25 protein-coding genes are annotated in these 23,940 nt (G+C 67.2%); 15 read left to right on the forward strand and 10 right to left on the reverse strand.

What is annotated here, in order from left to right:
• Positions 1–76 precede the first annotated feature (76 nt).
• The 6 genes from AC1DX5_RS16760 to AC1DX5_RS16785 form a co-directional block, all read right to left on the reverse strand.
• Complete coding sequence (locus tag AC1DX5_RS16760) at positions 77–1,039, reverse strand: NAD-dependent epimerase/dehydratase family protein (protein WP_478016450.1); 963 nt, start codon at positions 1,037–1,039, stop codon at positions 77–79.
• Positions 1,040–2,479 (reverse strand): hypothetical protein, encoded by a 1,440-nt coding sequence (locus tag AC1DX5_RS16765; protein ID WP_478016451.1) that lies wholly within the window; start codon positions 2,477–2,479, stop codon positions 1,040–1,042.
• Between the two features lie 88 nt (positions 2,480–2,567).
• Positions 2,568–3,452, reverse strand: coding sequence for an alpha/beta hydrolase (locus AC1DX5_RS16770; protein ID WP_478016452.1), 885 nt, complete (start codon positions 3,450–3,452; stop codon positions 2,568–2,570).
• A complete protein-coding gene (locus tag AC1DX5_RS16775; protein WP_465172618.1) occupies positions 3,452–4,087 on the reverse strand; it encodes a 3-oxoacid CoA-transferase subunit B in 636 nt (211 codons plus the stop codon). Before AC1DX5_RS16775 ends, AC1DX5_RS16770 begins: the two co-directional genes overlap by 1 nt.
• A 3-nt stretch (positions 4,088–4,090) precedes the next feature.
• Positions 4,091–5,005, reverse strand: coding sequence for an HAD family acid phosphatase (locus tag AC1DX5_RS16780; RefSeq protein WP_478016453.1), 915 nt, complete (start codon positions 5,003–5,005; stop codon positions 4,091–4,093).
• Positions 5,006–5,124: 119 nt separating this feature from the next.
• Positions 5,125–5,832: a CoA transferase subunit A gene (locus tag AC1DX5_RS16785; RefSeq protein ID WP_478016454.1), complete on the reverse strand. Its 708-nt coding sequence runs from the start codon at positions 5,830–5,832 to the stop codon at positions 5,125–5,127.
• Positions 5,833–6,047: 215 nt separating this feature from the next.
• Between AC1DX5_RS16785 and AC1DX5_RS16790 the strand changes: the two genes are divergently transcribed.
• Together AC1DX5_RS16790 and AC1DX5_RS16795 are read left to right on the forward strand one after the other, a co-directional pair.
• Positions 6,048–6,482: a hypothetical protein gene (locus AC1DX5_RS16790; protein WP_465176205.1), complete on the forward strand. Its 435-nt coding sequence runs from the start codon at positions 6,048–6,050 to the stop codon at positions 6,480–6,482.
• 2 nt (positions 6,483–6,484) lie between these two features.
• Positions 6,485–7,399: a glycoside hydrolase family 25 protein gene (locus tag AC1DX5_RS16795; RefSeq protein WP_478016455.1), complete on the forward strand. Its 915-nt coding sequence runs from the start codon at positions 6,485–6,487 to the stop codon at positions 7,397–7,399.
• On the opposite strand, the gene AC1DX5_RS16800 is transcribed toward AC1DX5_RS16795, so the two are convergent.
• Positions 7,393–8,307 carry an SMP-30/gluconolactonase/LRE family protein gene (locus tag AC1DX5_RS16800; protein ID WP_478016456.1) on the reverse strand — a complete coding sequence of 305 codons (915 nt, stop codon included), beginning with the start codon at positions 8,305–8,307 and terminating at the stop codon, positions 7,393–7,395. The two genes, AC1DX5_RS16795 and AC1DX5_RS16800, sit on opposite strands and share 7 nt — an antisense overlap.
• A 271-nt stretch (positions 8,308–8,578) precedes the next feature.
• Here AC1DX5_RS16800 and AC1DX5_RS16805 point away from each other — a divergent pair, with 271 nt between their 5' ends.
• The 9 genes from AC1DX5_RS16805 (at position 8,579) to AC1DX5_RS16845 (ending at position 15,956) form a co-directional block, all read left to right on the forward strand.
• Positions 8,579–8,947 (forward strand): BlaI/MecI/CopY family transcriptional regulator, encoded by a 369-nt coding sequence (locus AC1DX5_RS16805; RefSeq protein WP_372852358.1) that lies wholly within the window; start codon positions 8,579–8,581, stop codon positions 8,945–8,947.
• On the forward strand, positions 8,944–10,566 hold the full coding sequence (locus tag AC1DX5_RS16810; protein ID WP_465172624.1) for a M56 family metallopeptidase: 1,623 nt from the start codon (positions 8,944–8,946) through the stop codon (positions 10,564–10,566). The genes AC1DX5_RS16805 and AC1DX5_RS16810 overlap by 4 nt, the downstream gene beginning before the upstream one ends.
• 80 nt (positions 10,567–10,646) lie before the next feature.
• Entirely contained in the window at positions 10,647–11,504 is an 858-nt protein-coding gene (locus tag AC1DX5_RS16815) for an MBL fold metallo-hydrolase (RefSeq protein WP_465173893.1), read from the forward strand.
• Complete coding sequence (locus tag AC1DX5_RS16820) at positions 11,501–12,184, forward strand: DUF4230 domain-containing protein (RefSeq protein WP_465172625.1); 684 nt, start codon at positions 11,501–11,503, stop codon at positions 12,182–12,184. The genes AC1DX5_RS16815 and AC1DX5_RS16820 overlap by 4 nt, the downstream gene beginning before the upstream one ends.
• 2 nt (positions 12,185–12,186) lie before the next feature.
• Positions 12,187–13,197, forward strand: coding sequence for a quinolinate synthase NadA (gene nadA, locus AC1DX5_RS16825; protein ID WP_465172626.1), 1,011 nt, complete (start codon positions 12,187–12,189; stop codon positions 13,195–13,197).
• Between the two features lie 29 nt (positions 13,198–13,226).
• On the forward strand, positions 13,227–13,742 hold the full coding sequence (locus tag AC1DX5_RS16830; RefSeq protein ID WP_465172627.1) for a cupin domain-containing protein: 516 nt from the start codon (positions 13,227–13,229) through the stop codon (positions 13,740–13,742).
• A gap of 135 nt (positions 13,743–13,877) precedes the next feature.
• A complete protein-coding gene (gene nadC, locus AC1DX5_RS16835) occupies positions 13,878–14,771 on the forward strand; it encodes a carboxylating nicotinate-nucleotide diphosphorylase (protein WP_478016457.1) in 894 nt (297 codons plus the stop codon).
• A 61-nt stretch (positions 14,772–14,832) separates the two neighbouring features.
• Positions 14,833–15,249, forward strand: a complete 417-nt coding sequence (locus AC1DX5_RS16840; RefSeq protein WP_478016458.1) for a hypothetical protein — start codon at positions 14,833–14,835, stop codon at positions 15,247–15,249.
• Positions 15,246–15,956 carry a ribonuclease T2 family protein gene (locus tag AC1DX5_RS16845; RefSeq protein ID WP_478016459.1) on the forward strand — a complete coding sequence of 237 codons (711 nt, stop codon included), beginning with the start codon at positions 15,246–15,248 and terminating at the stop codon, positions 15,954–15,956. The genes AC1DX5_RS16840 and AC1DX5_RS16845 overlap by 4 nt, the downstream gene beginning before the upstream one ends.
• Before the next feature lie 17 nt (positions 15,957–15,973).
• Here the strand turns inward: AC1DX5_RS16845 and AC1DX5_RS16850 are convergent, their stop codons facing one another.
• Genes AC1DX5_RS16850 through AC1DX5_RS16860 form a run of 3 tightly spaced genes read right to left on the reverse strand, consistent with a single transcriptional unit; the run spans position 15,974 to position 19,599 of the window.
• Positions 15,974–16,384 (reverse strand): DUF4112 domain-containing protein, encoded by a 411-nt coding sequence (locus AC1DX5_RS16850; protein ID WP_465176214.1) that lies wholly within the window; start codon positions 16,382–16,384, stop codon positions 15,974–15,976.
• 27 nt (positions 16,385–16,411) lie between these two features.
• A complete protein-coding gene (locus AC1DX5_RS16855) occupies positions 16,412–17,872 on the reverse strand; it encodes an ABC transporter substrate-binding protein (RefSeq protein WP_478016460.1) in 1,461 nt (486 codons plus the stop codon).
• The gene (locus tag AC1DX5_RS16860; protein ID WP_478016461.1) at positions 17,869–19,599 is read right to left on the reverse strand and encodes a peptide ABC transporter substrate-binding protein; all 1,731 of its coding nucleotides are present in this window, start codon (positions 19,597–19,599) and stop codon (positions 17,869–17,871) included. Before AC1DX5_RS16860 ends, AC1DX5_RS16855 begins: the two co-directional genes overlap by 4 nt.
• A 314-nt stretch (positions 19,600–19,913) precedes the next feature.
• On the opposite strand from AC1DX5_RS16860, the gene AC1DX5_RS16865 reads away from it, so the two are divergent.
• From AC1DX5_RS16865 to AC1DX5_RS16880, 4 genes are read left to right on the forward strand one after another with little or no spacing between them, the layout of a single operon-like run.
• Entirely contained in the window at positions 19,914–20,897 is a 984-nt protein-coding gene (locus AC1DX5_RS16865) for an SGNH/GDSL hydrolase family protein (protein ID WP_478016462.1), read from the forward strand.
• Complete coding sequence (locus AC1DX5_RS16870; protein ID WP_478016463.1) at positions 20,894–22,129, forward strand: GDSL-type esterase/lipase family protein; 1,236 nt, start codon at positions 20,894–20,896, stop codon at positions 22,127–22,129. The genes AC1DX5_RS16865 and AC1DX5_RS16870 overlap by 4 nt, the downstream gene beginning before the upstream one ends.
• A 2-nt stretch (positions 22,130–22,131) precedes the next feature.
• Positions 22,132–23,544: an MBOAT family O-acyltransferase gene (locus AC1DX5_RS16875; protein WP_478016464.1), complete on the forward strand. Its 1,413-nt coding sequence runs from the start codon at positions 22,132–22,134 to the stop codon at positions 23,542–23,544.
• A 9-nt stretch (positions 23,545–23,553) separates the two neighbouring features.
• Positions 23,554–23,868 carry a hypothetical protein gene (locus AC1DX5_RS16880; protein WP_478016465.1) on the forward strand — a complete coding sequence of 105 codons (315 nt, stop codon included), beginning with the start codon at positions 23,554–23,556 and terminating at the stop codon, positions 23,866–23,868.
• Positions 23,869–23,940: the final 72 nt, after the last annotated feature.

Below are 23,940 nucleotides of genomic sequence, written 5' to 3' on the forward strand. Positions count from 1 at the left end.
CCCGCTTCCTCAAAAAATCGAGCGGGGCGCCTAGGCGGAACGGAGTGTCGGTGCTGCGGTCGCGCGACTGTGGCGACTAATTTGCGACGAAGACTTCCTTCGGCGAAACATAGTCCGCGTCATGCGCGAACGGCAGTTCCGCCTCGTCGCGCAATGCCTCGAGCACCGCCGCGAAATCGGTCGCGCAGCGGAAACCCAGCACGCGCTCGGCAAGGCTCGAGTCATAGACCCGGTCGATCGACGGCGGCAGCTGCCACCCGCGCCGCGCATAGAGCGCCGCCGCATCGGGGAAATGCCGCGCGATCACGGTTGGCGTATCGGCCTTCAGCGCCGCCACCTCGTCCCGCACAAATGGCGTGGGAGCGGAGACGATGAAGGTGCCGAACCCGATCTCTGGGGCCCGATCCAGCGCGACGATATGCGCCTCGGCCGCATCCTCCACGGTGAGGCGGCGGTGGAGCAGCTCGTTCGCCTTCATGTTCTCGCCCGACAGCACGAGATGCGTGTCGTCGTCCTCGGGAAAGAAGCGCGAGGTGCGCAGGATCATAACGGGCAGGCCATGTTCGGCATGGATCAGCCGGCACAATTGCTCGGCGGCAAGCTTGGTCACGCCGTAGATGTTGCGCGGCTCCAGCGGTGCCATCTCCTCGTCGATCCACACCGCCGTGTCGCCGCGCGCTTCGCGGATCGCGGTCGAGATCATCAGCGAGGTGGTCGAGGTGAAGACGAACCGGCTCGCGCCGCTGGCGACCGCTGCCTCGAGCAGGTGGAGCGTGCCGCTGCTGTTCACGTCGATGAAGGTCTGGTTGGGATAGCGCACGATGTCCGGCTTGTGCAGCGCGCCGCCGTGAATCACTGCCTCGATCCCGCGCTCGCCGAACAGCCGGTCGATCAGGGGCCGGTCGGCGACGCTGCCGATCACATCGGTGTCGGTGCCCGGCGCCACGTCGAGCCCGGTCACCTCATGGCCGAGCGTCCGCAGCCGGGGGGCCAGGAATCGACCGAGCCAGCCGCTCGATCCGGTCAGCAGGACGCGCATTCACTTCCTCCGTTCGGGCAGGGTCGCGACCCATGCCTCCAGCGCCGGCGTATCGCGCAGATTGCCCGGAAAGACATGGACCGGGTCGAGCGGCACGTTCGATCCGCGCTTGCGGCCGCGATAGACCTTCATCGGCACCGAAAGGCGCGCGACGCCGCTCGGCAGCACATCCTGGCGAACGTCCATGTAGAGCGTGTCGGCGCTGGTCTGCTGGCCGATCTGGATCGCGCCCAGCGCCGCCCACAGATCGGCCGCGTCGAGACAGGCCGATCCGCAGCCCGAATCGGTGACGAAATAGACCGGGCCCCGCGGCGGGGCAGGCGGATCGCCGGGGACCGGCGGCTCCTTGTCCTCCGGGTCGCGCCACAGCTTCTCGCCTTTGGCATGGGCCGCCTGCATGCCGGCGATGGTGCGGTCGAACCACTTCCTGGCCTCGGGCGAGAGGATCGCCTTGCGCTGTTCGCGCGTCTCGACGAGCGACGCGATATTGGCTTCGGACGCGCGCCATTCGACCGAATCCGAGTCGATATCGAGGCCGGCGAAGCGTTGCTCGCCCCACAGGATCGCGGCGATCTGGCGCGACCAGTCGGACGATCCGCCATTGTTGCCGCGCAGGTCCAGCACGATCGCGGGCGCGGCGACCAGCGCGGCGCGATCCGCCTTCATGCCTGCGATCACGCCGGGCAGGTTGCGCCCGGCATCCGAACCGGGATCGCCGTTGAAGTCGCTGAGCCCATACCAGCGAGTCCCGTCGGCCAGGGTCCGCGCGCCGACCGGCGGGCGGATCAGCTGGCTGGCGGTCCAGAGCCGCGGCGTGAGCGCCTCGGGCGCGATGGGTTTCCAGGTGAGGCTGACCTGTTCGAGCCTGCCGCCGACCTCGAACACGCAGGTCGCCGGGCGCCTGATGAACGGGTTGCCGCGATCGACGAACAGCTCGCCGCCGCGCCACATATGGCGGGATTTCAGGAACCATCGGCCCTCGAACGCGCCGACATTCTCGGCCGCGAGCGATTCCGCCGGCATGCCGTCGCACGAGGCGAGCCGAGCGCCGAGCGGTAGCGGCGCATCGTCGGCGCGCGACACCACGCGCTGCGCGCCGGCCGCGTCGAAGCCGGTCAGGAATCCGGGCCATCTGGTGTCGAACTTCGGCGCCTCGCCGGTCGTGCCGAACCCCATATGCCCGTCCTCGAACGAGGCGACATAGGCCTTCATCGCATACCAATAGCCCGCGAAATCACGCACCTGCCCGGCCCGTTTCAGCGCCAGGGCCAGGCCCTGGTCGTTGCGCTTGGCGAAGTCGGGGTCGAGCGTGTTGATCGGCCCGGGATGATTGGCCGCCGCATCGTCATGCAGCGCCTGCGCGTCCTGGCGCAGCGCCTGCGACCAGTCGCGATCGACGGGCATGGCGGCAAGCAGGAGCGGGAGAAGCGCGGCGATCATTATGGATCGCCTTTACTGCAGTGCGTATTACCGACGCAACACAGGCGACTTCTTTTGCCTTCCCCGGGAAGGAAGGAAGGGGGCGACCCTATTCCTTGAGCGCCGTCTCCAGGAACGCCACACTCTCCGCCAGCACCGGCGCCTTGCCGCGAAACGGTTTCGACAGCGCCATCACCACATCCTCGTGGTTGAGCCCGGCATGGATGCGCAAGGTCACCGGCGCGCCCAGCGCCTTCAGCCGCCCCGCGAGGTGGATGGCGTTGCGCGACCTGACGGTCGTGTCCCTGTCGCCGGTGACGAGCAGCATCGGTGGCGCGTCGGCGCGGGCGAAACGGATCGGCTGAGTCATCGCCGGATCGGCCACGCCCATCATCGCCGCTTCGGATCGCGGCGAGGTCCAGGGATAGAAATCATAGGGCCCGCTCAGCCCGATCGCTGCCTTGACGATGCCGGGGTCGACGCCCTCCGCTTCGAGCCAGCGCCGGTCGAGCGCCAGCATCGCGACGGTATAGGCACCGGCGGAATGGCCGGCGATGGCGATCCGCCCCGGGTCGCCGCCGAAGTCGGCGACATGGTCGCGCGTCCATTTCACCGCCTCGGCGCCGTCCTGCAGAAAGGCGGGAAAGCGCACGCCCGGCACCTTGCGATAGTCGGGTACGACAACGACGAAACCGGCCTTGGCGAAGGCGCGGGCGGCAAAGGCGTACGCGCGCCGGTCGCCCTTCACCCAGCCGCCGCCATACCAGAAGATCAGCACTGGCCGCTTCGCGCTGACCTTGCCCGCCGGGCGCCAGACGTCGAGCGTCTGGCCATGCGTGCCGAAGGGCAGGGCACTGCCCGGCCGGCTCGCCCCGGTCCCGCCACCCAGGGTGCCGTCATAAAGGCTGAGCAGGCCCGGCGGGGAGACGAGCGCCACCGTCAGCCCGAGCGAGACGAGGAGGAGGAGCGCGACGGCGGCGAGCGCACGCCGCATCAGGCCAGATACTGTGCCGTCGTCTTCGCCGCTACCTCATCCGCCGTCACGCCCGGCGCCGTCTCGATCAGCTTGAAAGGCGAGCTGTGATCGGGGCGCTGGAACACCGCCAGGTCGGTGATGACCATGTCGACCACATTCTTGCCGGTCAGCGGCAGGGTGCAGGCCGGGATGAACTTCGGGTCGCCATTCTTGCTGGTGTGCTCCATCACCACGATGATCTTCTTCACGCCGGCGACCAGGTCCATCGCGCCGCCCATGCCCTTGATCATCTTGCCCGGGATCATCCAGTTGGCGATGTCGCCATTCTCGGCCACTTCCATCGCGCCGAGCACGGTCAGGTCGATATGCCCGCCGCGGATCATCGCGAAGCTCTGGTCCGATCCGAAATAGGCCGATTGCGGCAGCTCGCTGATCGTCTGCTTGCCGGCATTGATCAGGTCGGGGTCGACTTCGTCGTCATAGGGGAACGGCCCGATGCCGAGCATGCCGTTCTCGGACTGAAGCGTGACGGTCACGCCTTCGGGGATATGGTTCGCCACCAGGGTCGGGATGCCGATGCCGAGATTGACGTAGAATCCGTCTTGCAGCTCGCGCGCGGCACGCGCCGCCATGTCGTCACGGGTCCAGGCCATGTCTTACTTCTCCGTCGTCGCGGGCAGGGCCCAGCGTTTGTCTGCAGGAAATACGTCGTCGAACCCGCCCTTGAGGCCACTACCATAGACGGGGTTGGGGAGCACGAACCAGCCGGCACCCCATTTGGCCGCGACCGGCGCGGCCAGCGTTGCGTCGCGGCGCGGCGCGGGCGCCAGGCCGGCATTGAACAGGTCGCTGAAATCGCCGAGCTGGTCGCCGCCCATCGCGAGCACGCAATATTTCGCGGCGATCACCGCGCGCCGGCCGTCCTTCTTGGAGCCCGTGGCGTCGTCGCCCGACAGGAACAGCGTGTCGCCGTGCACGGCGGGGCCGAGGCCCGCGCCTTCGATCGCGCCGGTCGTCTGGGCGGCATTGCCGGCCGAGCGGTTGGTGTTGAACACCACCGTCACGCCAAGTTTGCGCAGCGCGGTCAGCGCCTGGAGCGCGCCGGGCGTTGGCACGACCTTGTCGGCGCCGGTCTTCTCCCACGCCTGCCAGCGCGCTTCGTCATAGGGCTGCGGGTTGGCCGCGTCGGCATATTCGAAGCCGAGGTTGAGCAGCACCGTCTCGTCCACGTCGAACACCGCGGCGAAGGGCTTCTTCGCACACGGCACGAAGCTCGGCGCGGCAAGCGTCGCGCCGGCGGCGAGAACCACGCTGTCGCGCGGCCGCCTGCGAACCTGCTGCGCGACATAACCGGTGAGGCCGCGCCACGCCTGGAGGCTGATCGCCGAGCCTTCGCCCGAGCCGTAGAGGTACTGCATGCCGGGTGGGACGGTCGGGGCGGGGGGCGGTGCGGGTATCGGAGGCTGCGGTGGCGGCGCCTGAACGACCGGTTCCGGCGGGGGAGGCGCGACCCGTACCGGAGCCTCGGCATGCGCGCAGCCGGCGAGGAGCGCAGCAAGGGCCAAAATCATTCCCCTCCCGCTTGCGGGAGGGGTTAGGGGAGGGCATGTCCCCGAAAGGAGGGCGCTGTTTCGGACAGGCCCTCCCCCGACCCCTCCCGCAAGCGGGAGGGGAGAAGAAGTGCGCAAGATCACGCCGCCACCCGCTCGCGCACCGTCCTGAACTCGATCTTCTTGTCATACGGCGCGCCGACGATCATCCGCTTCACATAAATCCCCGGCAGATGGATGCAGTCTGGGTCGAGCGACCCGACCGGCACGATTTCCTCCACCTCGGCGACGCAGATCTTGCCCGCCGTCGCCATCGGGGCGTTGAAGTTGCGCGCGGTCTTGCGGAAGATCAAATTGCCGCTCTCATCCGCCTTCCAGCCCTTGATGATCGCCAGGTCGGCCCGGATGCCGCGTTCCAGGATATATTCCTGCCCGTCGAAGACCTTCACTTCCTTGCCCTCGGCCACCTGGGTGCCGACGCCGGTCTTGGTGTAGAAACCGGGAATGCCCGCGCCGCCCGCGCGGCAACGCTCGGCCAGCGTTCCCTGCGGGCAGAATTCCACCTCGAGCTCGCCCGCCAGATATTGCCGCTCGAACTCCTTGTTCTCGCCGACATAGGAGGAGATCATCTTCTTCACCTGGCGCGTGCGGAGCAGCTTGCCCAGGCCCTCGCCATCGACACCGGCATTGTTGCTGGCGATGGTCAGCTCTTTCGTGCCCGCATCGCGGATCGCGTCGATCAGCCGCTCGGGAATGCCGCACAGACCGAACCCGCCCGCGCAGATCGTCATGCCGTCGAACAGGATACCCTCGAGCGCTGCCGCTGCATCGGGATAGAGCTTCTTCATCGCCATGATCTCCTAGACATGTTTGGCGCGCATAAGCCATCGGCACGCGCCCCGGTCAATCGGGCGGTTGTTGCAAGCGCAGTTGCAGGAAATGCACGCAGTCGATTCAACCCGGCGCGCCAGCGATATAGTCGAATCGAGCCTAGTTGCGCTTGTTGGGGTTGCCCGATTCCTCAAGCATGGGGTGAGCCACACCGTTGGAAGGAGAGGGGCCGATGTCCGCCACACTTGATGCGGTTAGCTGGTTGCAGGTCATCGGACTTGGCGGCGCGATGGGAATGCTCGGGCAGGGCATCCGCGCGATCGTCGGCATCAAGAAGCTGAACGATGCCGCCAGCGGCACCACGGCCACCACCGGCGACATGATCCAGCCGAGCCGGGTCCTGATATCGTTCGGCATCGGATTTATCGCGGGCGCGCTCGCGGCGGTGAGCCTGGTCACCGATCTCGCTCATATCAGCGCGCAACAGATCTTCATGCTGATGGCGGCGGGCTATTCGGGCGCCGATTTCGTCGAAGGCTTCATGTCGCGCGAGACCGTCGCCGTAACGATCGCCACGACACCGCCGGCCTATACGCCGCCGATCCCTGCGCCACCGCCGCCATCCGCTACAGTGACGGCGACTGCAGCCGATGGCTCGGTGGGCTGATCATGGTCGCGCAGATCCTCGTCACCGGGCAGGTGCAGACCACCTCCCTCGTCAACCTCCGCCAGGGCGCGCCATCGACCACCGCGCCGGTGCTGCGCAAGGCGCAACCCGGCACGACACTCGCCGTCTCCGCGATCGTCGCCGGCGATTCGGTCGAGGGCAATCCGCTCTGGTACAAGATCGCCGAGGACGCCTTTGCCTGGAGCGGGGGCTGCGGTCCGTTCAAGGCGGGGCCTGCGCCCGCCAGCGTGCCGCAGACCGGCACGCCGGTCACGCCCGCCCCCGCGATTCCGTTCCCGCCGGCGGTGCCGCTGGTGCTGGACATCTATCACGGCGATGTGGTGACCAGCTTTCACCAGGCCTTCGCGGCCGGCGTGCGCGGGATCATCCACAAGGCGACGACGGGCGGCAGCGGTCGCGACTCGCTATATGACGATCGCCGTCCCGCCGCGCTCGCGGCGGGCATGTTGTGGGGTGCCTATCACTGGGGCACCGCCGCGCCGGCCAAGCAGCAGGTCGAGAATTTCCTCGGCTGGGCCAAGCCCGACGACAAGACGCTGGTCGCGCTCGATTACGAGCGCACCAACGGCAACCAGATGACGCTGGATATCGCGCGCGAATTCCTCACCCTGATCGAGCAGAAGCTCGGCCGGAAAGCGGTGATCTATAGCGGGGAGCTGGCCAAGGCCGATCTCGGCACGCGCGTCGATCCGTTCTTCGGCGCACACCGGCTATGGCTCGCGCAATATGGCCCGACCGCCGTCGTGCAGAAGAGCTGGGCGACCTATTGGCTGTGGCAATATGCCGAGAAGGTCGCGAACATCCCGGGCATCCCAGGCAATGGGACCGGCGCGCTCGATCTCGATCACTTCAACGGCACCGCCGCGCAGTTGGCGGCGCAATGGGCGGGTCAGTAGGCCAGCGTCAGCCCCGGTCGCGGCCACGCCATGCTGACCAGCTGACCGGTGCCAGACAGGGTGATGTAGGCGGTGCGCCGGTCGGGCCCGCCCCAGCAGATATTGGTGGTGAACGGATCGGGCGTCGCCACGAACTCGACCAGCTCGCCCGACGGCGAGATCACGCTGATCCCGCTCTCGCCGATCGTCGCGACGCAGATATTGCCGCTCTCCTCGACCCCGAGAGAGTCGAAGAACTTGTAGCCGGCCGGCCGATAGAGCGGGATGCCCGCGCCGCCGAGACCCACAGTCGGATCGATCTTGCCCGGCCCGGTGACGCGAAAGGCCATCAGCCGACAGGTATAGGTCTCAGCCGCATAGAGTGTCGCGCCGTCAGGCGAGAGGCCTACGCCGTTCGGGTTCTCGCTGGGGAAGACCACTTCCTCCAGATGACTGCCATCGGCCTTGGCGTAGAAGATGCCGGTGATGTCGCGCTCGCGCGGACGGTTCTTGCCATGGTCGGTGAACCAGAAGCCGCCATGCGCATCGAACACGATGTCGTTCGGGCCGCGCAGCACGCAGCCGAAATCGCCATCCTTGTAGAGTATCTCGACCGCGCCGGTCGCAAGATCGATCCGCTCGATCCGTCCGCCCGAATAATCGTCGGGCTGGCCATGCGGGATCAGCAGCCCGCCGCGCTCGACATAGTGGAAGCCGCCATTGTTGCAGCAATAGAGCTTGCCGTCCGGCCCCATCGCCAGCCCGTTCGGCCCGCCGCCCGGTTCGGCCACCGTCTCGGTCGATCCGTCGGGCTTCACCCGGGTGATCCGCCCGGCCGCGATCTCGACCAGGATCACGCTGCCGTCAGGCATTGCCACGGGGCCTTCGGGAAAGCGCAGACCGGTGGCGACGGTGGTGAACTGGCTCATCTTCCTCTCCCTCTTTTGGGCAACCTACAGCGCAACACCCTCTCCGTCATGCCGGACTTGTTCCGGCATCCATCGGGCCTGTGGCGAATTCGTCGGCGAGTACGCACCGCCAGTGCCTCGTTCCTCGCGCAGCGCCCGCGGCCCGATGGACCCCGGAACAAGTCCGGGGTGACGGGTGGCGTGGGAGGCGCCGCATTCATCGACCGTTCAGCCAATTGACTACAGATGTAATCGCGACGATTACAGATGTGGTCATTACGGGGAGCGAGTCGTGAGCGAACGGATCAGCGATGCCGAACATGCGGTGATGGAGGTGCTCTGGGATGAGTCGCCCTTGACCGCGCAGGACGTGGCCGAGCGCATCCCGCCGGAGCGCGACTGGTCGGCCAATACGGTGAAGACCCTGCTCGGCCGGCTGCTCGCCAAGAACATCATCGGACACCAGGAAGATGGCCGCCGCTACCTCTATCGACCGCTCGTCGCGCGCGGCGACTATGTCGAGGGTGAATCGCGCCGATTGATGGACCGGCTGTTCGGCGGCAAGCTTACCCCTTTGGTCGCCCATCTCGCCGAGCGCGACGCGCTGACCAACGAAGACATCGCCGAGATCGAGGCGCTGCTCAAGGGTCTCAAGTCGTGACGGCGTGGGCGATCGAGGCGCTGATCGCCTCCGCCGTGCTGATGGTCGCGGTGCTGTTGCTGCGCGGCCCCGTCCGCCGCGCCTTCGGGCCGGACATCGCCTATGCGCTCTGGGCCTTGCCTGCGCTCAGGCTGTTCCTGCCGCCCTTACCCCAGTCCTGGCGCGAGATCGCAGTCGCGCCGGTGATCCGTGCGAGCGAGCAGATCACGGTCTATGTGATCGAGCCGCTCGGCGGAGACGCCGCCGCGCCCGTTGCCCAAAATCCCTCGCTTGGCCCCTTGCTGGTCTCGCTCTGGGTGCTGGGAGCGGCGGCGTTCATTGCCTGGCACGCCACGGCGCATGCCCGCTTCGTCCGCCGCATGCTCGACCAGACGGCGCGCGAGACGGAGATCGAGGGCGGCATCCAGCTGATCGAGACCGACGCGGCCAGCGGTCCGCTCGCCTTTGGCATCTGGCGCCGCTACGTCGCCTTTCCGCGCGACTTCACCGAGCGCTACGATCTGGAGGAGCGCGACCTCGCGCTCGCCCATGAAGTCGGCCACCATCATCGCGGCGATCTGATCGCCAACTGGATCGCGCTGGTGGTGCTCGCACTGCATTGGTTCAACCCGATCGCCTGGCGTGCCTTCCGCGCCTTCCGTGCCGACCAGGAGATCGCCAACGACGCCCGCGTTCTCGCCGGCAAGAACCCCATGCTGCGGCACACCTATGCCTGCGCCATCGTCAAGGCGGCGCATGGCGGCGCCGTGTCGGCCGCCTGCCACCTGCACACCATCGAGGATCTGAAAGGGAGACTGAGAATGCTGACCACCAACAAGACGTCGCGCCTTCGCCTCGTCAGCGGCTGTGCCGCGGTCGCGATGCTGACCGTGGCCGGGCTGGGCGTCACCGCCTCCGGCACCCAGGCCGCCGAGCGCGTCCGCTCGGGCATGGAGAAGGCGACCGGCGTGAGCCTCGCCGAGCTGAACCCGATCGCCGCCGTGGCGCCGCTCGTCGCCCCGGCGCCGGTGCCGGCGCCCGCTGCTGTCCCGGCCGTCCCCGCCGTCGGCGCCATCCCCGCGCCGATGCCGGTCCAGGAAGTCGGCCCCGCACCGGTCGCGCCGCCGGCCCCGCCTGCTCCCCCCGCGCCGCCGGCATGGGGCGATGACGAGGACAGCGCCACCACCACCGTCTCGCCCGATGGGAAAGTCACCAAGCGCAGGGTCGTCCGCATCGTCCGCCGCGACAAGGACGGCAAGATGGTGACCGAGGACTTCCATGGCATGGGCGCCATGCCGCCCATGCCCCCGATGCCACCCATGCCCGAGGTCTCCTCGCGCAACTGCCCGGGCGACGGCCAGCGCCACGAGACGGTGATCAACGAGAAGAAGGGCGACAAGCGGATCATCATCATCTGCACTAACCGCATCGAGAGAGCGGCGCGAGAAGGCGCAGCGGTGGCGGCACGGAGCAAGGACATCGAGCGCAACGCCTATCGCTCGGCGCTCGAAGGGTTGCGCAACGCGCAGGCCCGCATGCGCAGCGACCAGGCGATGGGCGAGGTCGCCCGCAACGAAGCGATCAAGGCGATCGACGAAGCGATCCAGGACATGGAAGAGAATATCGCCAGGGCAAACTGAGCGATCTTCACCCCTCCCCTTCGGGGGAGGGGCTTTCCGTGCCACTTGCCATCCCGGCGCCGACCCGCCATCTCGCCATCATGAGCGAGCAACTACCTGGCGTCGCCGAGCAGCTCGAACCGCTCGTCACCCGCATCCTCGCGCCCAATCCGTCGCCCTTCACCTACACCGGCACCCAGACGCATCTGGTCGGCACGCGCGATCTGGCCGTGATCGATCCAGGGCCCGACGATGCCGGCCATGTCGAGGCGCTGATCCGCGCGATCGCGGGCCGCCGCGTCACCGCCATCGTCATCACCCATACCCACCGCGACCACAGCCCGGCCTCGCGCGCGCTGAAGGCAGCGACCAGCGCGCCGATCATCGGCTGCGCCCCGCTGGCGCTCGACGATCTCGGCCCCCGCGCCGACGCGTCGTTCGATGGCGATTACGCGCCCGACCATGTCCTGGCCGATGGGGAATCGGTGTCGGGCGATGGCTGGACGCTCACCGCCATCGCCACGCCCGGCCATACCTCCAACCATCTCGCCTTCGCGCTGTCCGAGAGCAAGGCGCTGTTCTCCGGCGATCATGTGATGGGCTGGTCGACCACCATCGTCTCGCCGCCCGATGGCGACATGGCGGCCTATATGGCCAGCCTCGACAAGCTGATGCACCGCGACGACCGCATCTATTACCCGGCGCATGGCGATCCGGTGGAGAATCCCCGCCGCCTCGTCCGCGGCATGATCGGCCATCGCAAGCAGCGCGAGGGCCAGATATTGCGGCTGCTGCGTGCCGAGCCCCGGGCGATCCCGGCGATGGTCGAGCGCATGTATGTCGGCATCGACCCCCGGCTGTTTCCCGCGGCGGAGCGATCCGTGCTTGCCCATCTGATCGATCTGCGCGACCGGGGCGTTGTCTCCCTCAGGGGCGACGACTGGGAGATGGCCGCATGAGGTTCCTCGGCAAGTTCGCCGGTGCGCTGGCGCTGATCGCCCTGTTCATCGCGGGTGGCTTCTGGGCGCTCGGCTATTATGTCAGCGGCAAGATGAAGGGCCCCGATCCAGTGACGATCGCGAGCGCCTCGCTTCAGGGCCTGAAGGAGCAGAACCGCCTGTCGGCCTTCGCCGCGCGGTTCGTGGCGGTGACGACCTCGACTCAGTCGCAATTCGGGCTGAGCGCGAAGAAGACGCTGATCATGCCCGGCATGGTCCGCTACGAGGTAGATCTCGCCAAGCTGCGGCAGAAGGACGTGTCCTGGGATGCCGGCACGCGCACGCTTGGCGTCGTGCTGCCGCCCATCGAGGTCTCCCCGCCGCAGATCGACCTCACCCAGATGCGCGAATATGGTGAGGGTGGCATATTGTCGGCCTTTACCGATGCCGATGCGAAGCTGCAGGACGCCAATCGCCGCGCCGGTCAGCAGGAGCTGGTGCGCCAGGCGCATGAAGCGGTACCGATGAACCTCGCCCGCGACGCCACGCGCCGGGCGGTGGAGCGGAGTTTCGCCATGCCGCTCAAGGCGGCGGGCATGGACGTGACGGTGAAGGTGCGCTTCGCCGACGAGGCGAAAGACAATAGCGAGGTCTGGGACACGACCCGCTCGCTCGACCAGGTTTTGGGGAATAGGAAGTAACCATGGACGCACGTAACGGCATCGGCGGCACGCTCACCGGGCTCGACCTCAGGGCCGAGATCGACCGGCTGCGCAAGGAGCGCAACGCGGTCATCCTCGCCCATTATTACCAGAAGCCGGAGATCCAGGACATTGCCGATTTCGTCGGCGACAGCCTCGATCTCAGCAAGAAGGCGGAGGCGACCGACGCCGATGTCATCGCCTTTTGCGGCGTCCGCTTCATGGCGGAGACCGCGAAGATCCTGTCGCCCCAGAAGATCGTGGTGCTGCCCGACATGAACGCCGGGTGCAGCCTGGAGGACAGCTGCCCGCCCGAGCAGTTCGCTGCCTTCCGCGCCGCGCACCCCGATCATATCGCGCTGACCTACATCAACTCCTCTTGCGAGGTGAAGGCGCTTAGCGACATCATCGTCACCAGTTCCTCGGCCGAAAAGATCCTCGCCCAGATTCCGAAGGACCAGAAGATCATCTTCGGCCCGGACAAGAATCTCGGCGGCTATCTCGCGCGCAAGACCGGGCGCGACATGCTGCTCTGGCCGGGCGTGTGCATCGTGCACGAGGCGTTCAGCGAAACCGAGCTGCTCAAGCTCCAGCTACAGCATCCCGGCGCGCCCGTCGTCGCGCATCCGGAATGCCCGCCCTATATCCTCGACCATGCCGATTATGTCGGCTCGACCCGCGGCATCCTGGAATATGCGCTGGCGATGGAGGGCGACACGCTGATCGTCGCGACCGAGCCGCACATCATCCACCAGATGCAGAAGGCGGTGCCGGACAAGAATTTCATCGGCGCGCCCGGTGCCGACGGCAACTGCAACTGCAACATCTGCCCGTACATGGCGCTCAACACGATGGAGAAGCTGTACGTCGCGCTGCGCGATCTCGAGCCGCGCATCGAGATCGAGGAGGGCCTGCGCCTCCGCGCCAAGAAGAGCCTCGACGCGATGCTGTCCATGGCCAGCGCAACGGTCGGCATGGGCGATCTCGGGCCGGTCAAGGTGACGGGCGACTAGGGTCGCCCAGGCGGGAGGGGAGTAGGATCATGTTCTTCCGCAAGAAAAAAGCGAAGGGCCTGCCCGGTGGTCCGGTTATGACCGCGCCGTTCCGCAGGATCGTGACCGGGCATGACGATGCCGGCTGGTCGATCGTGGACAGCGTCGACACCTTGCGCCCGGTCACCACCGGCACGGGGGAGGCCGCCCTGGCGCAGGTCTGGGCGACACCCGAGGTGCCCGCCAATCTCAACGACGACAGCGACGGGGATCGGATGCCGGGCGACGAAGGCGGATCGATGATCCGCGTCGTCGATTTCCTGCCGGGCCGGAAATCACGCACCCACCGCAGCTGGTCGATCGACTATGCCATCATCCTGGATGGCGAGATCGAGCTGCAGCTCGACGGTGGCGAGGTCGAGCATCTCGAGACCGGCGACATCGTCATCCAGCGCGGCACGAGTCATCTCTGGCGCAACCCCGGGACCGAACCCTGTCGCGTGGTGTTCATTCTGATCGAGGCGATTCCCGTCGCGATCGACGGGCACCTGCTGCCCGAGGTGTAACGTCGGCGGGTGGTTGGCGGACATGGGCGGTTTCGGCATCGGGCGATGCATCGGTTTTGTTGCGCAGCGACGGGCTGGATGCTTGCGTTCGCCGCCGGGTGTCGACAATGCTGACCCAAAGCAGCGGCGGAGCGGATGATGATGTCGGGCACTCTCTCTCCGGCACTGCCGGACGGCGCGGCTGACTGGGCGTTGCCCGGTTTCGACCTGCCGGCCTTTGTCGCCGCGACGCTGGCCGAGGATCTTGGCGATGCGGGCGACATCACCTCGACCGCCGTCATTCCGGCCGATGCCCGCTTCACCGGCGTGATGGACAGCCGCGACGCGATCGTCGTTGCCGGCCTGCCGATCGCCGAGGCCTTTTTCCGGTCGCTCGATCCCGAGGTGCGGATCGAGCGGCTGGTCCAGGATGGCGACCGGGTCGCAGCGGGCACTGACCTGATGCGGCTGGAGGGCAGCGCCCGGGCGATGCTGACGGCGGAGCGCTCGGCGCTCAACACCGTCCAGCACCTGTCGGGCATCGCGACGCTGACGCGCAGCTATGTCGACAAGATTCTCGGCACCGGCGCCACCTTGCTCGACACCCGCAAGACCATCCCCGGCCTGCGCGTGCTGGAGAAATATGCGACGCGGATGGGCGGTGCGACCAATCACCGCATGGGCCTGTGGGACGCGGCGATGATCAAGGACAATCACGTCGCGGTCGCCGGCGGGATCGGCGAGGCGGTGCGGCGCGCGAAGGAGGCAGGGATCGCGCGCATCATCGTGGAAGTCGATTCGACTGACCAGATCGAGCCGGCCCTGGCTGCCGGCGCGACGCATCTGCTGCTCGACAATATGGATCCGCCGATGCTGCGCGGCGCGGTGACCCTGATCGGTGGTCGCGTGCCGACCGAGGCGTCGGGCGGCGTACGGCTCGATACGATCCGCGCGATCGCTGAAACCGGCGTGACCTTCATCAGCGTCGGGCGGCTGACTCAGTCCGCTCCGGCGGCGGATATCGGGCTTGATTTCACGGCCGCCACCTGACGGTTGCATGAGAACAAAAGAGGACTAAGCTGTCGCCGACAGCGCTGGTGGGGGAGAGTCGATGGAACGGCCGAAATCGATCATTCAGTTCGAACGCTTCTATCTCGCCGCGATCGGCGTGGATGTGGTGAACACCGTCCTGTCCTGGTCGGAGCGGGAGGAGCGGGCGTTGCTGAAGCCCCAGATGTTCGGTGACGCGACCCTGCCGCTCATGACCGCGATCGGTTTCGTCATCGCTCTGGTCCTGTGGTTCCTGATCGCGCGCAAGGGGAGCATGATCGCCAAATGGATACTCGCCATCTTCATCGCCCTGGCACTGGCGTGGACGCTGTATGCGATCCCGAGCGGGCGCTATTCGCTTGGGCTGAGCGGCCTGCTCGGCCTGTTCTCGACCGTGCTTCAGGCCTATGCGGTCGTGATGCTGTTCCGCCCGGACGCACGGCCCTGGTTCGGCGCCAGGGCGGGAGCCGCCGCATGAAGCCGGCGCTCATCATCGCGGCCCTGCTCGCCGCCGCGCCGGGCGTCGCCCAGGCCCAGGCCTATCAATGCGCGATTCCCGCCAATCTCGCGCGTCCCCGCCCCGATTTGCCGAGCCGCAGCGAGCCGAAGCGCGTGCTGCCGATCGGCGGCTATACGCTGGCCGTCACCTGGGCCCCGCAATATTGCCACGACAATGCGCGCAACGCCTCGGCACGGCTCGAATGCGGCAGCGGCAATCGCTTCGGCTTCACCCTGCACGGGCTATGGCCGGACGGCGTCGGCAAGGAATGGCCGCAATATTGCGCCGCGACGACGATCCTGCCGCGTCAGGTGATCCGCAAGCATCTCTGCGCGACCCCCTCGGTGCAATTGCTTCAGCATGAATGGGCCAAGCACGGCACCTGCATGCGCACCACGCCGGCCGCCTATTTCGCGCGATCGACCGGGCTTTATGCCAAGTTGCGGTATCCGGACATGGATGCGCTCTCGCGCGCTGCCGTGACGGTAGGCGGCCTCACCGCGGCGATGGCGAAGGCCAATCCCGGCCTGCCGGCGAACGCGATCCGGGTGACCGCCAATCGGCAAGGCTGGCTCGACGAACTGTGGATCTGCCTCGACAAGCGATTTGCCTATGAACGCTGCAGGCCGGGCAGCGGCGGTCTTCCGGCGACGGCAGCATTGAAGATCTGGCGCGGGCCGCGCTGAGGCGGACGCGCAAAACGCTATTGGTCGATCACCACCGTCGAGGGGTGGTGCTTGTCGAGATGGCGTTTGATGATTTTCAGATTGCGGGTGTTCGACCGGAAGAAGAAATCGGGCACCGCGCCGACCCAGGGGATCAGGCCGAGCAGGAAGTCGACGCCGATATTGCCGGCCATCCGCGCGACCTGGGATTTTGACATGCCCAGGTTCCGGGCCTCCCACGCCATCCATGCGCCCATCAGCGCGGCGACCGCGCCGCCGCCGATCGGGACGATGTCGAGGATCACGTCGAGCCCGACCTTGCGGTTGGTACCCGGGATGGTGAACAGCCCTTCGAGCAGATGCTCCATCGCGACGATGCGTTTGCGCACCGACGCGGCGTCGCTACCGGTCAGGCTGCCCGCGATCGCGCCAAGGGGTTCGGGACTCATTCGGGTCGCACGGTTGGCCATATCACCTCATTTGGTGTCGTTACGCAGGTGATTCAACGGGTGCCAGGCGCGAGAGTTCCCCTGCCACTGCCCCAGTCGCAGCGCGACGAGCGACCAGCGCAGCGGCCGGGCGACCGGAATATAAGCGATATCCGCCGCAACCGCCGCATCCGCCTCGGCGATCCGGGCGGCACGTAACACGAGCGTCGGCGCGTCGCGGGCTGCATCGACCGCTGTCTGGGCGTCCGCGCCGCAAGGCTGGCACGCGGTGGCGAGATACCAGCGTGCGCTGTCATAAGGGGCGACCGCGTCGATCAGGCGCAGATCGGCATCGGCGTCGATCGCGACCCGCTGCGTATCGATGCCGATCCGCTGGAGCCCCGCCGCGACGATGCCGTACAGGATCGTGGAGCCCGGCCCGGATGGAAGGGCTATGCGCAGCAACAATGGTCCGTCATGCGCGGCGCGCCAGCTGTTGACCCGGTCGATCGCGGATGTCGTATCGGTCGCCGAGGCGACCCAGCCGGGGGTTGGCGCCGCCCCCGAATCGAGCCGGTCGGGCAGGAGCTGGGAAGTCGCATTCCAGCCGGGCGCGAAGGCGGTGACGATCGCCTGGCGATCCACCGATCGGGCGACGACCGCACGGTTCGCCGCCTCGGCGAGGAAACCCTTGCGGCTGACGATCGCCAGGCCGAACAGCCCGGCGGCGGGGTCGATCCGCTGGTTGGCCTGCGCGATCGCGGCAGAACCCAGCAACGGCCATTCGGCGAAAGTGCCGCCGGTGACCATGTCGGAATCGCGCGCGGCGAACCGCGCGATGGCACGGGCGGCTCGCTCGCCGATCAGGCGGACATGCCGCTCCGGGCCCGGCTCGGCAGCCTCCTCGTCCGGCGAGCGGGCGGGGTCGAACGCCGGGCGCAACATCGCGCCATCTCGATAAGTTTCGGTGATCCGGAACGGGCCGCTGCCGCCCGGCGGTCGTGTGCGAAACAGGGCAAGTTCGGGCTGCGCGAACAGCTTGAGCAGATCCGGGCGCGGCCGCTTCAGCCGGATCTCGATCACCTGTGGCGTCATTTCGACGATCTCGTCGATCGCGCTGAGAAAGGGCAGGAGGGAGTTGTCGGATCGGTTGGCGATCTGTCGCCGGAGGATCGCCACCACTTCCTCGGCGTCTACCGGCCGGCCGTCGCTCCACTCGGCGTCGCGCAGGCGAAAGATATAGCTCATGCCATCGTCGATCACGATCCAGCGCTCGGCGACGCCCGGCTCGATTTGCCCGGCAGCGTCGAAACGGACCAGTCCCTGTGCGGTCGAGTCGACGAGCAGGCGGGAGGGAGTGTCGAGTGCCCCCAGCGACGAATCGCCGAGCTTCGGCGCCCCGCCGATAGCGCTGACCACGACCGGTCCGGCGTCCGACCGCCGGCCGCAGCCCGACAGCGGCACCGCGCCGAGCAGCGCAAGCAGGAGCAAGGCGCCGCCCGCCTTCATCGCGGCTCCCGGTACAGCAGGCGGCTGGGATGGATGTTCATTGCGTTATCCTGCCATCCCCGAACCTCGGGCGCCACCAGCGAGCGGCTGACATAATGATAGATCGGCAGGATCGGCGCGGCGTGCAGCAGGCGCTCCTCCGCCGCGCGCAGCAGCTTGGCCCGTGCGGCGGGGTCGACCGTGTCGAGCGCCTGCGCGACCAGCCGGTCATAGCCGGCATCGGCATAGCCCGAATAATTGACTGCGCCCGCATTGCTCAGATGTACGGCGAGGAAATTTTCCGGTCGCGGCACGTCGGCGATCCAGCCGGACCGGGCGAGCTGGAAGTCGCCGAGCCGCAGCGCGGCGAAATGCAGCGCCGCCTCGCTGTTGAGCAGCCGGGCCTCCACACCATAAGGCCGCCACATCGCCGCCAGCGCCACCGCGATCCGCCGGTGATCGCCGCCGCTGTTGAACCGCACATCGAACACGAGCGGATGTCCTGGGCCATATCCCGCCCTGGCGAGCAGGCCGCGAATAGCCGCTGGACGATCGTGGTTCGCGAAAACGTCGGGGTCATCCCCGCCAAGCACCGGGGGCACCAGGCCCAGCGCGCCGGTCTCGCCGGTGCCCATCAATCTGGTCGCGATCCAGTCGCGGTCGACCGCCATCGACAGCGCGCGGCGGACCCGGACATCGTCGAACGGCGGCTTGCGGGTGTTGAAGGCGAGATAATAGGTGCCGGCATAAGGCGCGATCCGCGCTGCGCCGGGCAAGCGCTGGCGTACCCAGTCGATCCGGCTTCCCGGAATGTCGCTGACCGTGTCCGCCTCTTTCCCGCGAAAGCGCCGGAGTGCCGCCAGCTTGTCCTCTGCGGGTTGCCAGACGATGGTCGAGGTCGGGGCCGGGCGATCATGCCAGGCCGGGTTGCGCGCCAGGCTCAGCCGGTCGCCGAGCCGCCAGCCGGTGAGGCGGTACGGACCTGAGGTCACGAGCGGACGATCACTGGTCCAGCGGTCTCCTACGGCGGCGATCCGGTGCATCGGCAGCGCCGCCAGCGCGGGCTGGGCAAGCAATTCGGTCAGCCAGGGCAAGGGGCGGTGCAAGGTGACGGTCACGGTCGCCCGATCGCTGGCGGCGATGGTCGCGATGCCGTCGAACAGCTTGGCATTGGGCGCGGTCGTCTTCGGGTCGCGCAGCCGGGCAAAACCGTCCGCGAAGGTAGCGGCGGTGATGGGTGCGCCGTCCGAGAAGCGCAGGCCGGGCCGCAGGGTGAAGCTGCAGGAGAGCTTGTCGGCGGTGCAGCGCATCGCCTTCGCCAGGCCCAGCTCGGCCTGCCCATCGCCGCGATGCCGGGTCAGTCCCTCGAACTGGTCCTCGGCGACGCGCAGCGACGTGAGATCGGAGATCTTCTGGGGATCGAGATTCTTCACCTCGTCGTCCGACAGCCGGACGAGGCCGCCATGCGTGCCGCGCTCGTTCCGGCCGCAGCTGCTGGTCAGCACCGCAACGCACAAAGCGATGCCCAAAAGGCGGCCACGCTTCCATCGAATCCCGCTTCGATCGGGGAAATTCTGAAGGGGCGAGGGGGAAACCACGCCCGGTCCTACCGCCTTGCGCGTCCAGCTTCCACCTGCCTGTGGCGTGGCCCGGAACAGAAGCGGACAATAGCCGATCCGGTCGCGTCCGATCAGCGAATCCCGCCGGAATCCGCCGCGTTCACCGTGAGGCTTGATGAAGAGCATCATCCTTCATTTCAATGCTATTGCGAATGACGATCCGATTGAAATTCATCTCTATTCTATCCGAGAAAACTGCCCGAACCGCTCCGGGTGATTATTCGGAATCTTGTCAGCGTCACGTGCATCGCCAGTTGGAGTTCATCACTCGAACAAATAGCCAAGTAATACTCCAAGTGATTTATTGCACAGGCCCCGGACAAAGTTGCCGGAGTGCCGTAAAATTCTGCAATCACTCGCGAGTCTGTAGACAAGATGCTCTAGATAGGCGCATGAATGCGGCGTTCGATAGAATACACTCTCCCGCTGAAAGTATGAACGCCGTGTTGCAAGGTATAGTGCAGGCGCCGCAGGATGCCGCGCGCCATCTCGACCTGATGTCTTCGCCACATCGTCCTCCGCTGCGCATCCTGCTCGACCGGACGGCGGTTCTCCTGCTGGGCACTGCAGTGGGGGGGGCGATCGGCTGGGCCTTCCAGACCGGCAGCAGCGCCTCCGCGGCAGCCGTCTCGCCGGCCCGGCCCGCCATCGCCCGGCCGATGCCGGTGTCGGCCCAGGCGGAGGATGCGCTGATCCGCCAATATGCCGCACCGTTCCAGCAACTGGTCCGGACGGTCGCGACCGGCAACCGGATCAAGATCGGCGTGTTCGGCGACAGTTTCGGCGATGGCGTCTGGTGGGGGCTGGAGCAGCAACTGCCGAACAAGGCGGGTTACGAGGTCGTGAAGTACAGCCAGCCGGCCACCGGCTTCACCCGCTACAAGAGCCTCAACCTGGAAACCCGTGCCGCCGAGCAACTCGGTGATGCGCCGCTCGATATCGCGATCATTTCGTTCGGCGCCAATGACGCGCAGGGGATCATCACGCCCCAGGGCAAATATGCCAAGTTCATGGGGCCGCTCTGGCAGCAGGAAGTCGGCGGACGCCTCGATCGCTACGTCGCCTTGCTGCGCCGGCATCACGCGATGGTCTATTGGGTCGGCCTGCCGCGCATCGGCAAGGAATCGCTCGATACCGATGTCATGGCGATCAACGATTTCTATGCGGGGCGCATGGCGACCCTGGGCGTCCCATTCATCGACACCAGGCCGGTCGCGTCCGACGCGAAAGGAAATTTCGCGACCTATCTGAACGATCCGAAATCCGGCAAGCGCACCCTGATCCGCGCGGCGGACGGTGTGCACATGTCGATGACCGGCTATCTCTGGATCACGCGCGAGCTGGCCGGTCGAATCCGCAACTACGCCGATGCCGCCCGCACCGTCGCCGGCACGCCCGCAACCGGGGGCGGGGAAGCCGCGAAGTGAAGCTTGCCCCGCTGATCCTGGCCGCGCTCTCGGCGCCCGCGGCCGCGTCGACCTGTGCCGGGCCGCTGTGCAATCCAGAGGCGCTTGCACCCTATTTCGCCAGGCTCGAGGCCGTGCGGGTCGCGAAGGGCGTCGCCCCGGTTCATATCCTGCAGATCGGCGACAGCCACACCGCCGGCGATGCGGTGACGGGCGCCTGGCGGGACCTGTTACAGGCGCGGTTCGGCGGCGGCGGCAGGGGCGTGCTGCCGCCGGGGCGCCCCTATGACGGATATGTCACGCGCGGTGTCACGGTCTCCATGTCGTCCGGCTGGGCGATCGGCGCGACCTTCGGCAAGGGCGCCATTGCACCGCGGCCGCCGCTCGGTCTTTCCGGCTTCAGCATGACCGCGACACGTGTCGGCGCGAGCATGGCGTTGAATGCCGCGCCGGGCATGGCGTTCGACCGGTTCATCCTCTGCGCGATCGGTGGCCCGGACGCTGGCGGCGTCAGCGTCCGGTTCGATGGAGAGGATCAGCACCGGCTGGATTTCACGGCGCCGTCGCGGCGGCCGGCCTGCCGAACGATCCGTTCGACCGTGCCGCACGCGTCAGTCGAGATTGTCGCTGACGGGCGTCCTCTCACGCTCACGTCCTGGGCGACCTTCCGCGACGATGGCGGCATCGCTCTGTCCAATCTCGGCGTGGTCGGATCGCAACTCGCCCATTTTGCGCGGACCGACGATGCCGTTATGGCAGAGGAACTGAAAGCCTATCGCCCCGACCTGATCGTCCTCGCTTTCGGCACCAACGAAGGCTTCGCGCCACATTTCGATCCGGTCGCGTTCGAGGCCGTGCTCCGCTCGCAGATCACCCGGCTGCGCCTGCTCTCGGGCAACGTCCCGATGCTGCTGCTCGGCGCCCCGGATTCGCTCAGTCGCCAGCCCGCGCTGCGCACCAACGCACCCGGCGCGCTGGTCGGCTGCGAGGGCGCGGGCGACCAACCCTCCTTGTTCGCGCCGCCCGCCCTCGCTGCCGTACGCGACATCCAGCGCCGGGTAGCGAACGAGATGGGCCTTGCCCTGTGGGACTGGCAGGCACGGATGGGCGGCTCCTGCGCGGCCCGCAACTGGGTCCAGCGCGAGGTGCCGCTGATGCGCGGCGACTATGTCCATTTCAACACCGCGGGCGGACGGGAGATCGCACGGCGCCTCCAGGCCGACCTCGACAGGGGAGCCGCATCCGCGGAATAACCATGCTGTTTCCGACGCTCACCTTCGGCGTTTTCTTCCTCTTCGTCTTCACCCTCGTCTGGTCCGCGCGCTCGAACGAATGGCGCAAGATCCTGCTGCTTGTCGCGAGCTGGGTCTTTTACGGCGCATGGGACTGGCGTTTCGTCCCGCTGCTGATCTTCTCCGCGCTGATGAACTGGGCGGTCGCGGCGGGCCTCGCGAACGATCGTTTCGCCGATCGCCGTAAGCTGCTCCTGCTCTGCGGCGTCGCGGTCAATCTGATCATCCTCGGCTTCTTCAAATATTTCGACTTCTTCACCGAACAGATCGGCGCCACGCTCGCCGCGATCGGCTTCGAACGCGACTTGCCGATGCTCCGGGTGATCCTGCCGATCGGCATTTCCTTCTTCACCTTCCAGGGCATCAGCTATGTCGTCGACGTCTATCGCCGGCGCGTCGAGCCCGCGGCGTTGCTCGACATCTTGCTGCTGATGTCCTTCTTCCCGCATCTCGTTGCCGGGCCGATCGTCCGCGCGGCCGATCTCGTGCCGCAATTCCAGTCGCGGCCGAAGCTCGACCGGTCGATGGTCTCGATGGCGCTGCTGCTGATCGTCTGGGGCCTGTTCAAGAAGACGGTGATCGCCTCCGAGCTCGCGGTAGGCTTCGTCGACCCGGTGTTCGCCGATCCCGCTTCGCACTCTTCGCTCGACCTGGTCTTCGCCGCCTATGGCTATGCGGTGCAGATCTATTGCGACTTCTCCGCTTACACCGACATGGCGATCGGACTAGCCGCGCTGCTCGGCTATCGTTTCCCGCGCAATTTCGACCAGCCCTACCGCGCGACATCGCTGCAGGATTTCTGGCGGCGTTGGCACATCACTCTGTCGCAATGGCTGCGCGACTATCTCTATATCGAGGCGCTGGGCGGCAGCCGGGGCGGCAAGCTCGCCACCTATCGCAACCTGATGCTGACCATGCTGCTCGGCGGCCTGTGGCACGGCGCGAGCTGGACCTTCGTCATCTGGGGCGGCCTGCACGGCGGCGCGCTGGCGGTTGAGCGCTTCTGGGCCGATCATGCGCCGAAGAGCTGGCCGCCGCTGCCGGTATGGGCGAGGCTGCTGCTCACCTTCCACGTCGTGCTGCTCGGCTGGATCTTCTTCCGCGCGGCGAGTTTCGGCGACGCCATGGCCTATCTCGGGGGTATGCTCGATCCGTTCGGCAGCCCGGCCGGCTTCACTGCCTCGCCGCTGATCGTGCTGCTGATCGGCGTCGGGCTGGCGATTCACGCTGTGCCGACGCGGTGGATGAGCGGCATGGCCATCCGCATCCGCACCATGCCCGCGCCGCTGGTCGGTGTCGGCCTGGCCGGGCTGATCCTCGTCATCGACGCGATGCGCTTCGAAGGCGTCGCCCCGTTCATCTATTACCGCTTCTAGGAGCCTGGCATGCCCATAGCCTCCGAATTCCCCGTCGATCTGCCCGGCCCTGCGGGGCAGATGCATGCCCTGCGCTGGACGTCGATCGTCATTGCTGTGATGACGCTCTCGCTCACCCTGACCAACGCCGGTTCCATCACCAATTGGGCCGCCGAACAGACACCCGGGCCGCGCATCGCGTTACTGCTCGATCACGCCGATCGCTGGCGCGACACCACCGACCGCGCCGGACTGGGCAACGCGCGGGCCACGATGCACCGCCTGTGGAAGAAGATGGAGGCGGCGGGCTGGCCGGGCGGTTCCACCGATCAGGCAAAGGGCTGATCCTGTCCCCGGCTGACAAGGCAGTGCGCCCAAGCGTTTCATGACATTTTTTTGGCGGGATCGAACGCCCCC

This window comes from Sphingomonas sp. P2_B6, from assembly GCF_056404755.1.

What these genes read in the sequence shown, in the direction of transcription:
- AC1DX5_RS16760 (WP_478016450.1), bottom strand. Translation starts at nt 1,039, where the DNA reads ATGCGCGTCCTGCTGACCGGATCGAGCGGCTGGCTCGGTCGATTCCTG.
- AC1DX5_RS16765 (WP_478016451.1), bottom strand. Translation starts at nt 2,479, where the DNA reads ATGATCGCCGCGCTTCTCCCGCTCCTGCTTGCCGCCATGCCCGTCGAT.
- AC1DX5_RS16770 (WP_478016452.1), bottom strand. Translation starts at nt 3,452, where the DNA reads ATGCGGCGTGCGCTCGCCGCCGTCGCGCTCCTCCTCCTCGTCTCGCTC.
- AC1DX5_RS16775 (WP_465172618.1), bottom strand. Translation starts at nt 4,087, where the DNA reads ATGGCCTGGACCCGTGACGACATGGCGGCGCGTGCCGCGCGCGAGCTG.
- AC1DX5_RS16780 (WP_478016453.1), bottom strand. Translation starts at nt 5,005, where the DNA reads ATGATTTTGGCCCTTGCTGCGCTCCTCGCCGGCTGCGCGCATGCCGAG.
- AC1DX5_RS16785 (WP_478016454.1), bottom strand. Translation starts at nt 5,832, where the DNA reads ATGAAGAAGCTCTATCCCGATGCAGCGGCAGCGCTCGAGGGTATCCTG.
- AC1DX5_RS16790 (WP_465176205.1), top strand. Translation starts at nt 6,048, where the DNA reads ATGTCCGCCACACTTGATGCGGTTAGCTGGTTGCAGGTCATCGGACTT.
- AC1DX5_RS16795 (WP_478016455.1), top strand. Translation starts at nt 6,485, where the DNA reads ATGGTCGCGCAGATCCTCGTCACCGGGCAGGTGCAGACCACCTCCCTC.
- AC1DX5_RS16800 (WP_478016456.1), bottom strand. Translation starts at nt 8,307, where the DNA reads ATGAGCCAGTTCACCACCGTCGCCACCGGTCTGCGCTTTCCCGAAGGC.
- AC1DX5_RS16815 (WP_465173893.1), top strand. Translation starts at nt 10,647, where the DNA reads ATGAGCGAGCAACTACCTGGCGTCGCCGAGCAGCTCGAACCGCTCGTC.
- AC1DX5_RS16820 (WP_465172625.1), top strand. Translation starts at nt 11,501, where the DNA reads ATGAGGTTCCTCGGCAAGTTCGCCGGTGCGCTGGCGCTGATCGCCCTG.
- nadA (WP_465172626.1), top strand. Translation starts at nt 12,187, where the DNA reads ATGGACGCACGTAACGGCATCGGCGGCACGCTCACCGGGCTCGACCTC.
- AC1DX5_RS16830 (WP_465172627.1), top strand. Translation starts at nt 13,227, where the DNA reads ATGTTCTTCCGCAAGAAAAAAGCGAAGGGCCTGCCCGGTGGTCCGGTT.
- nadC (WP_478016457.1), top strand. Translation starts at nt 13,878, where the DNA reads ATGATGATGTCGGGCACTCTCTCTCCGGCACTGCCGGACGGCGCGGCT.
- AC1DX5_RS16840 (WP_478016458.1), top strand. Translation starts at nt 14,833, where the DNA reads ATGGAACGGCCGAAATCGATCATTCAGTTCGAACGCTTCTATCTCGCC.
- AC1DX5_RS16845 (WP_478016459.1), top strand. Translation starts at nt 15,246, where the DNA reads ATGAAGCCGGCGCTCATCATCGCGGCCCTGCTCGCCGCCGCGCCGGGC.
- AC1DX5_RS16850 (WP_465176214.1), bottom strand. Translation starts at nt 16,384, where the DNA reads ATGAGTCCCGAACCCCTTGGCGCGATCGCGGGCAGCCTGACCGGTAGC.
- AC1DX5_RS16855 (WP_478016460.1), bottom strand. Translation starts at nt 17,872, where the DNA reads ATGAAGGCGGGCGGCGCCTTGCTCCTGCTTGCGCTGCTCGGCGCGGTG.
- AC1DX5_RS16860 (WP_478016461.1), bottom strand. Translation starts at nt 19,599, where the DNA reads ATGATGCTCTTCATCAAGCCTCACGGTGAACGCGGCGGATTCCGGCGG.
- AC1DX5_RS16875 (WP_478016464.1), top strand. Translation starts at nt 22,132, where the DNA reads ATGCTGTTTCCGACGCTCACCTTCGGCGTTTTCTTCCTCTTCGTCTTC.
- AC1DX5_RS16880 (WP_478016465.1), top strand. Translation starts at nt 23,554, where the DNA reads ATGCCCATAGCCTCCGAATTCCCCGTCGATCTGCCCGGCCCTGCGGGG.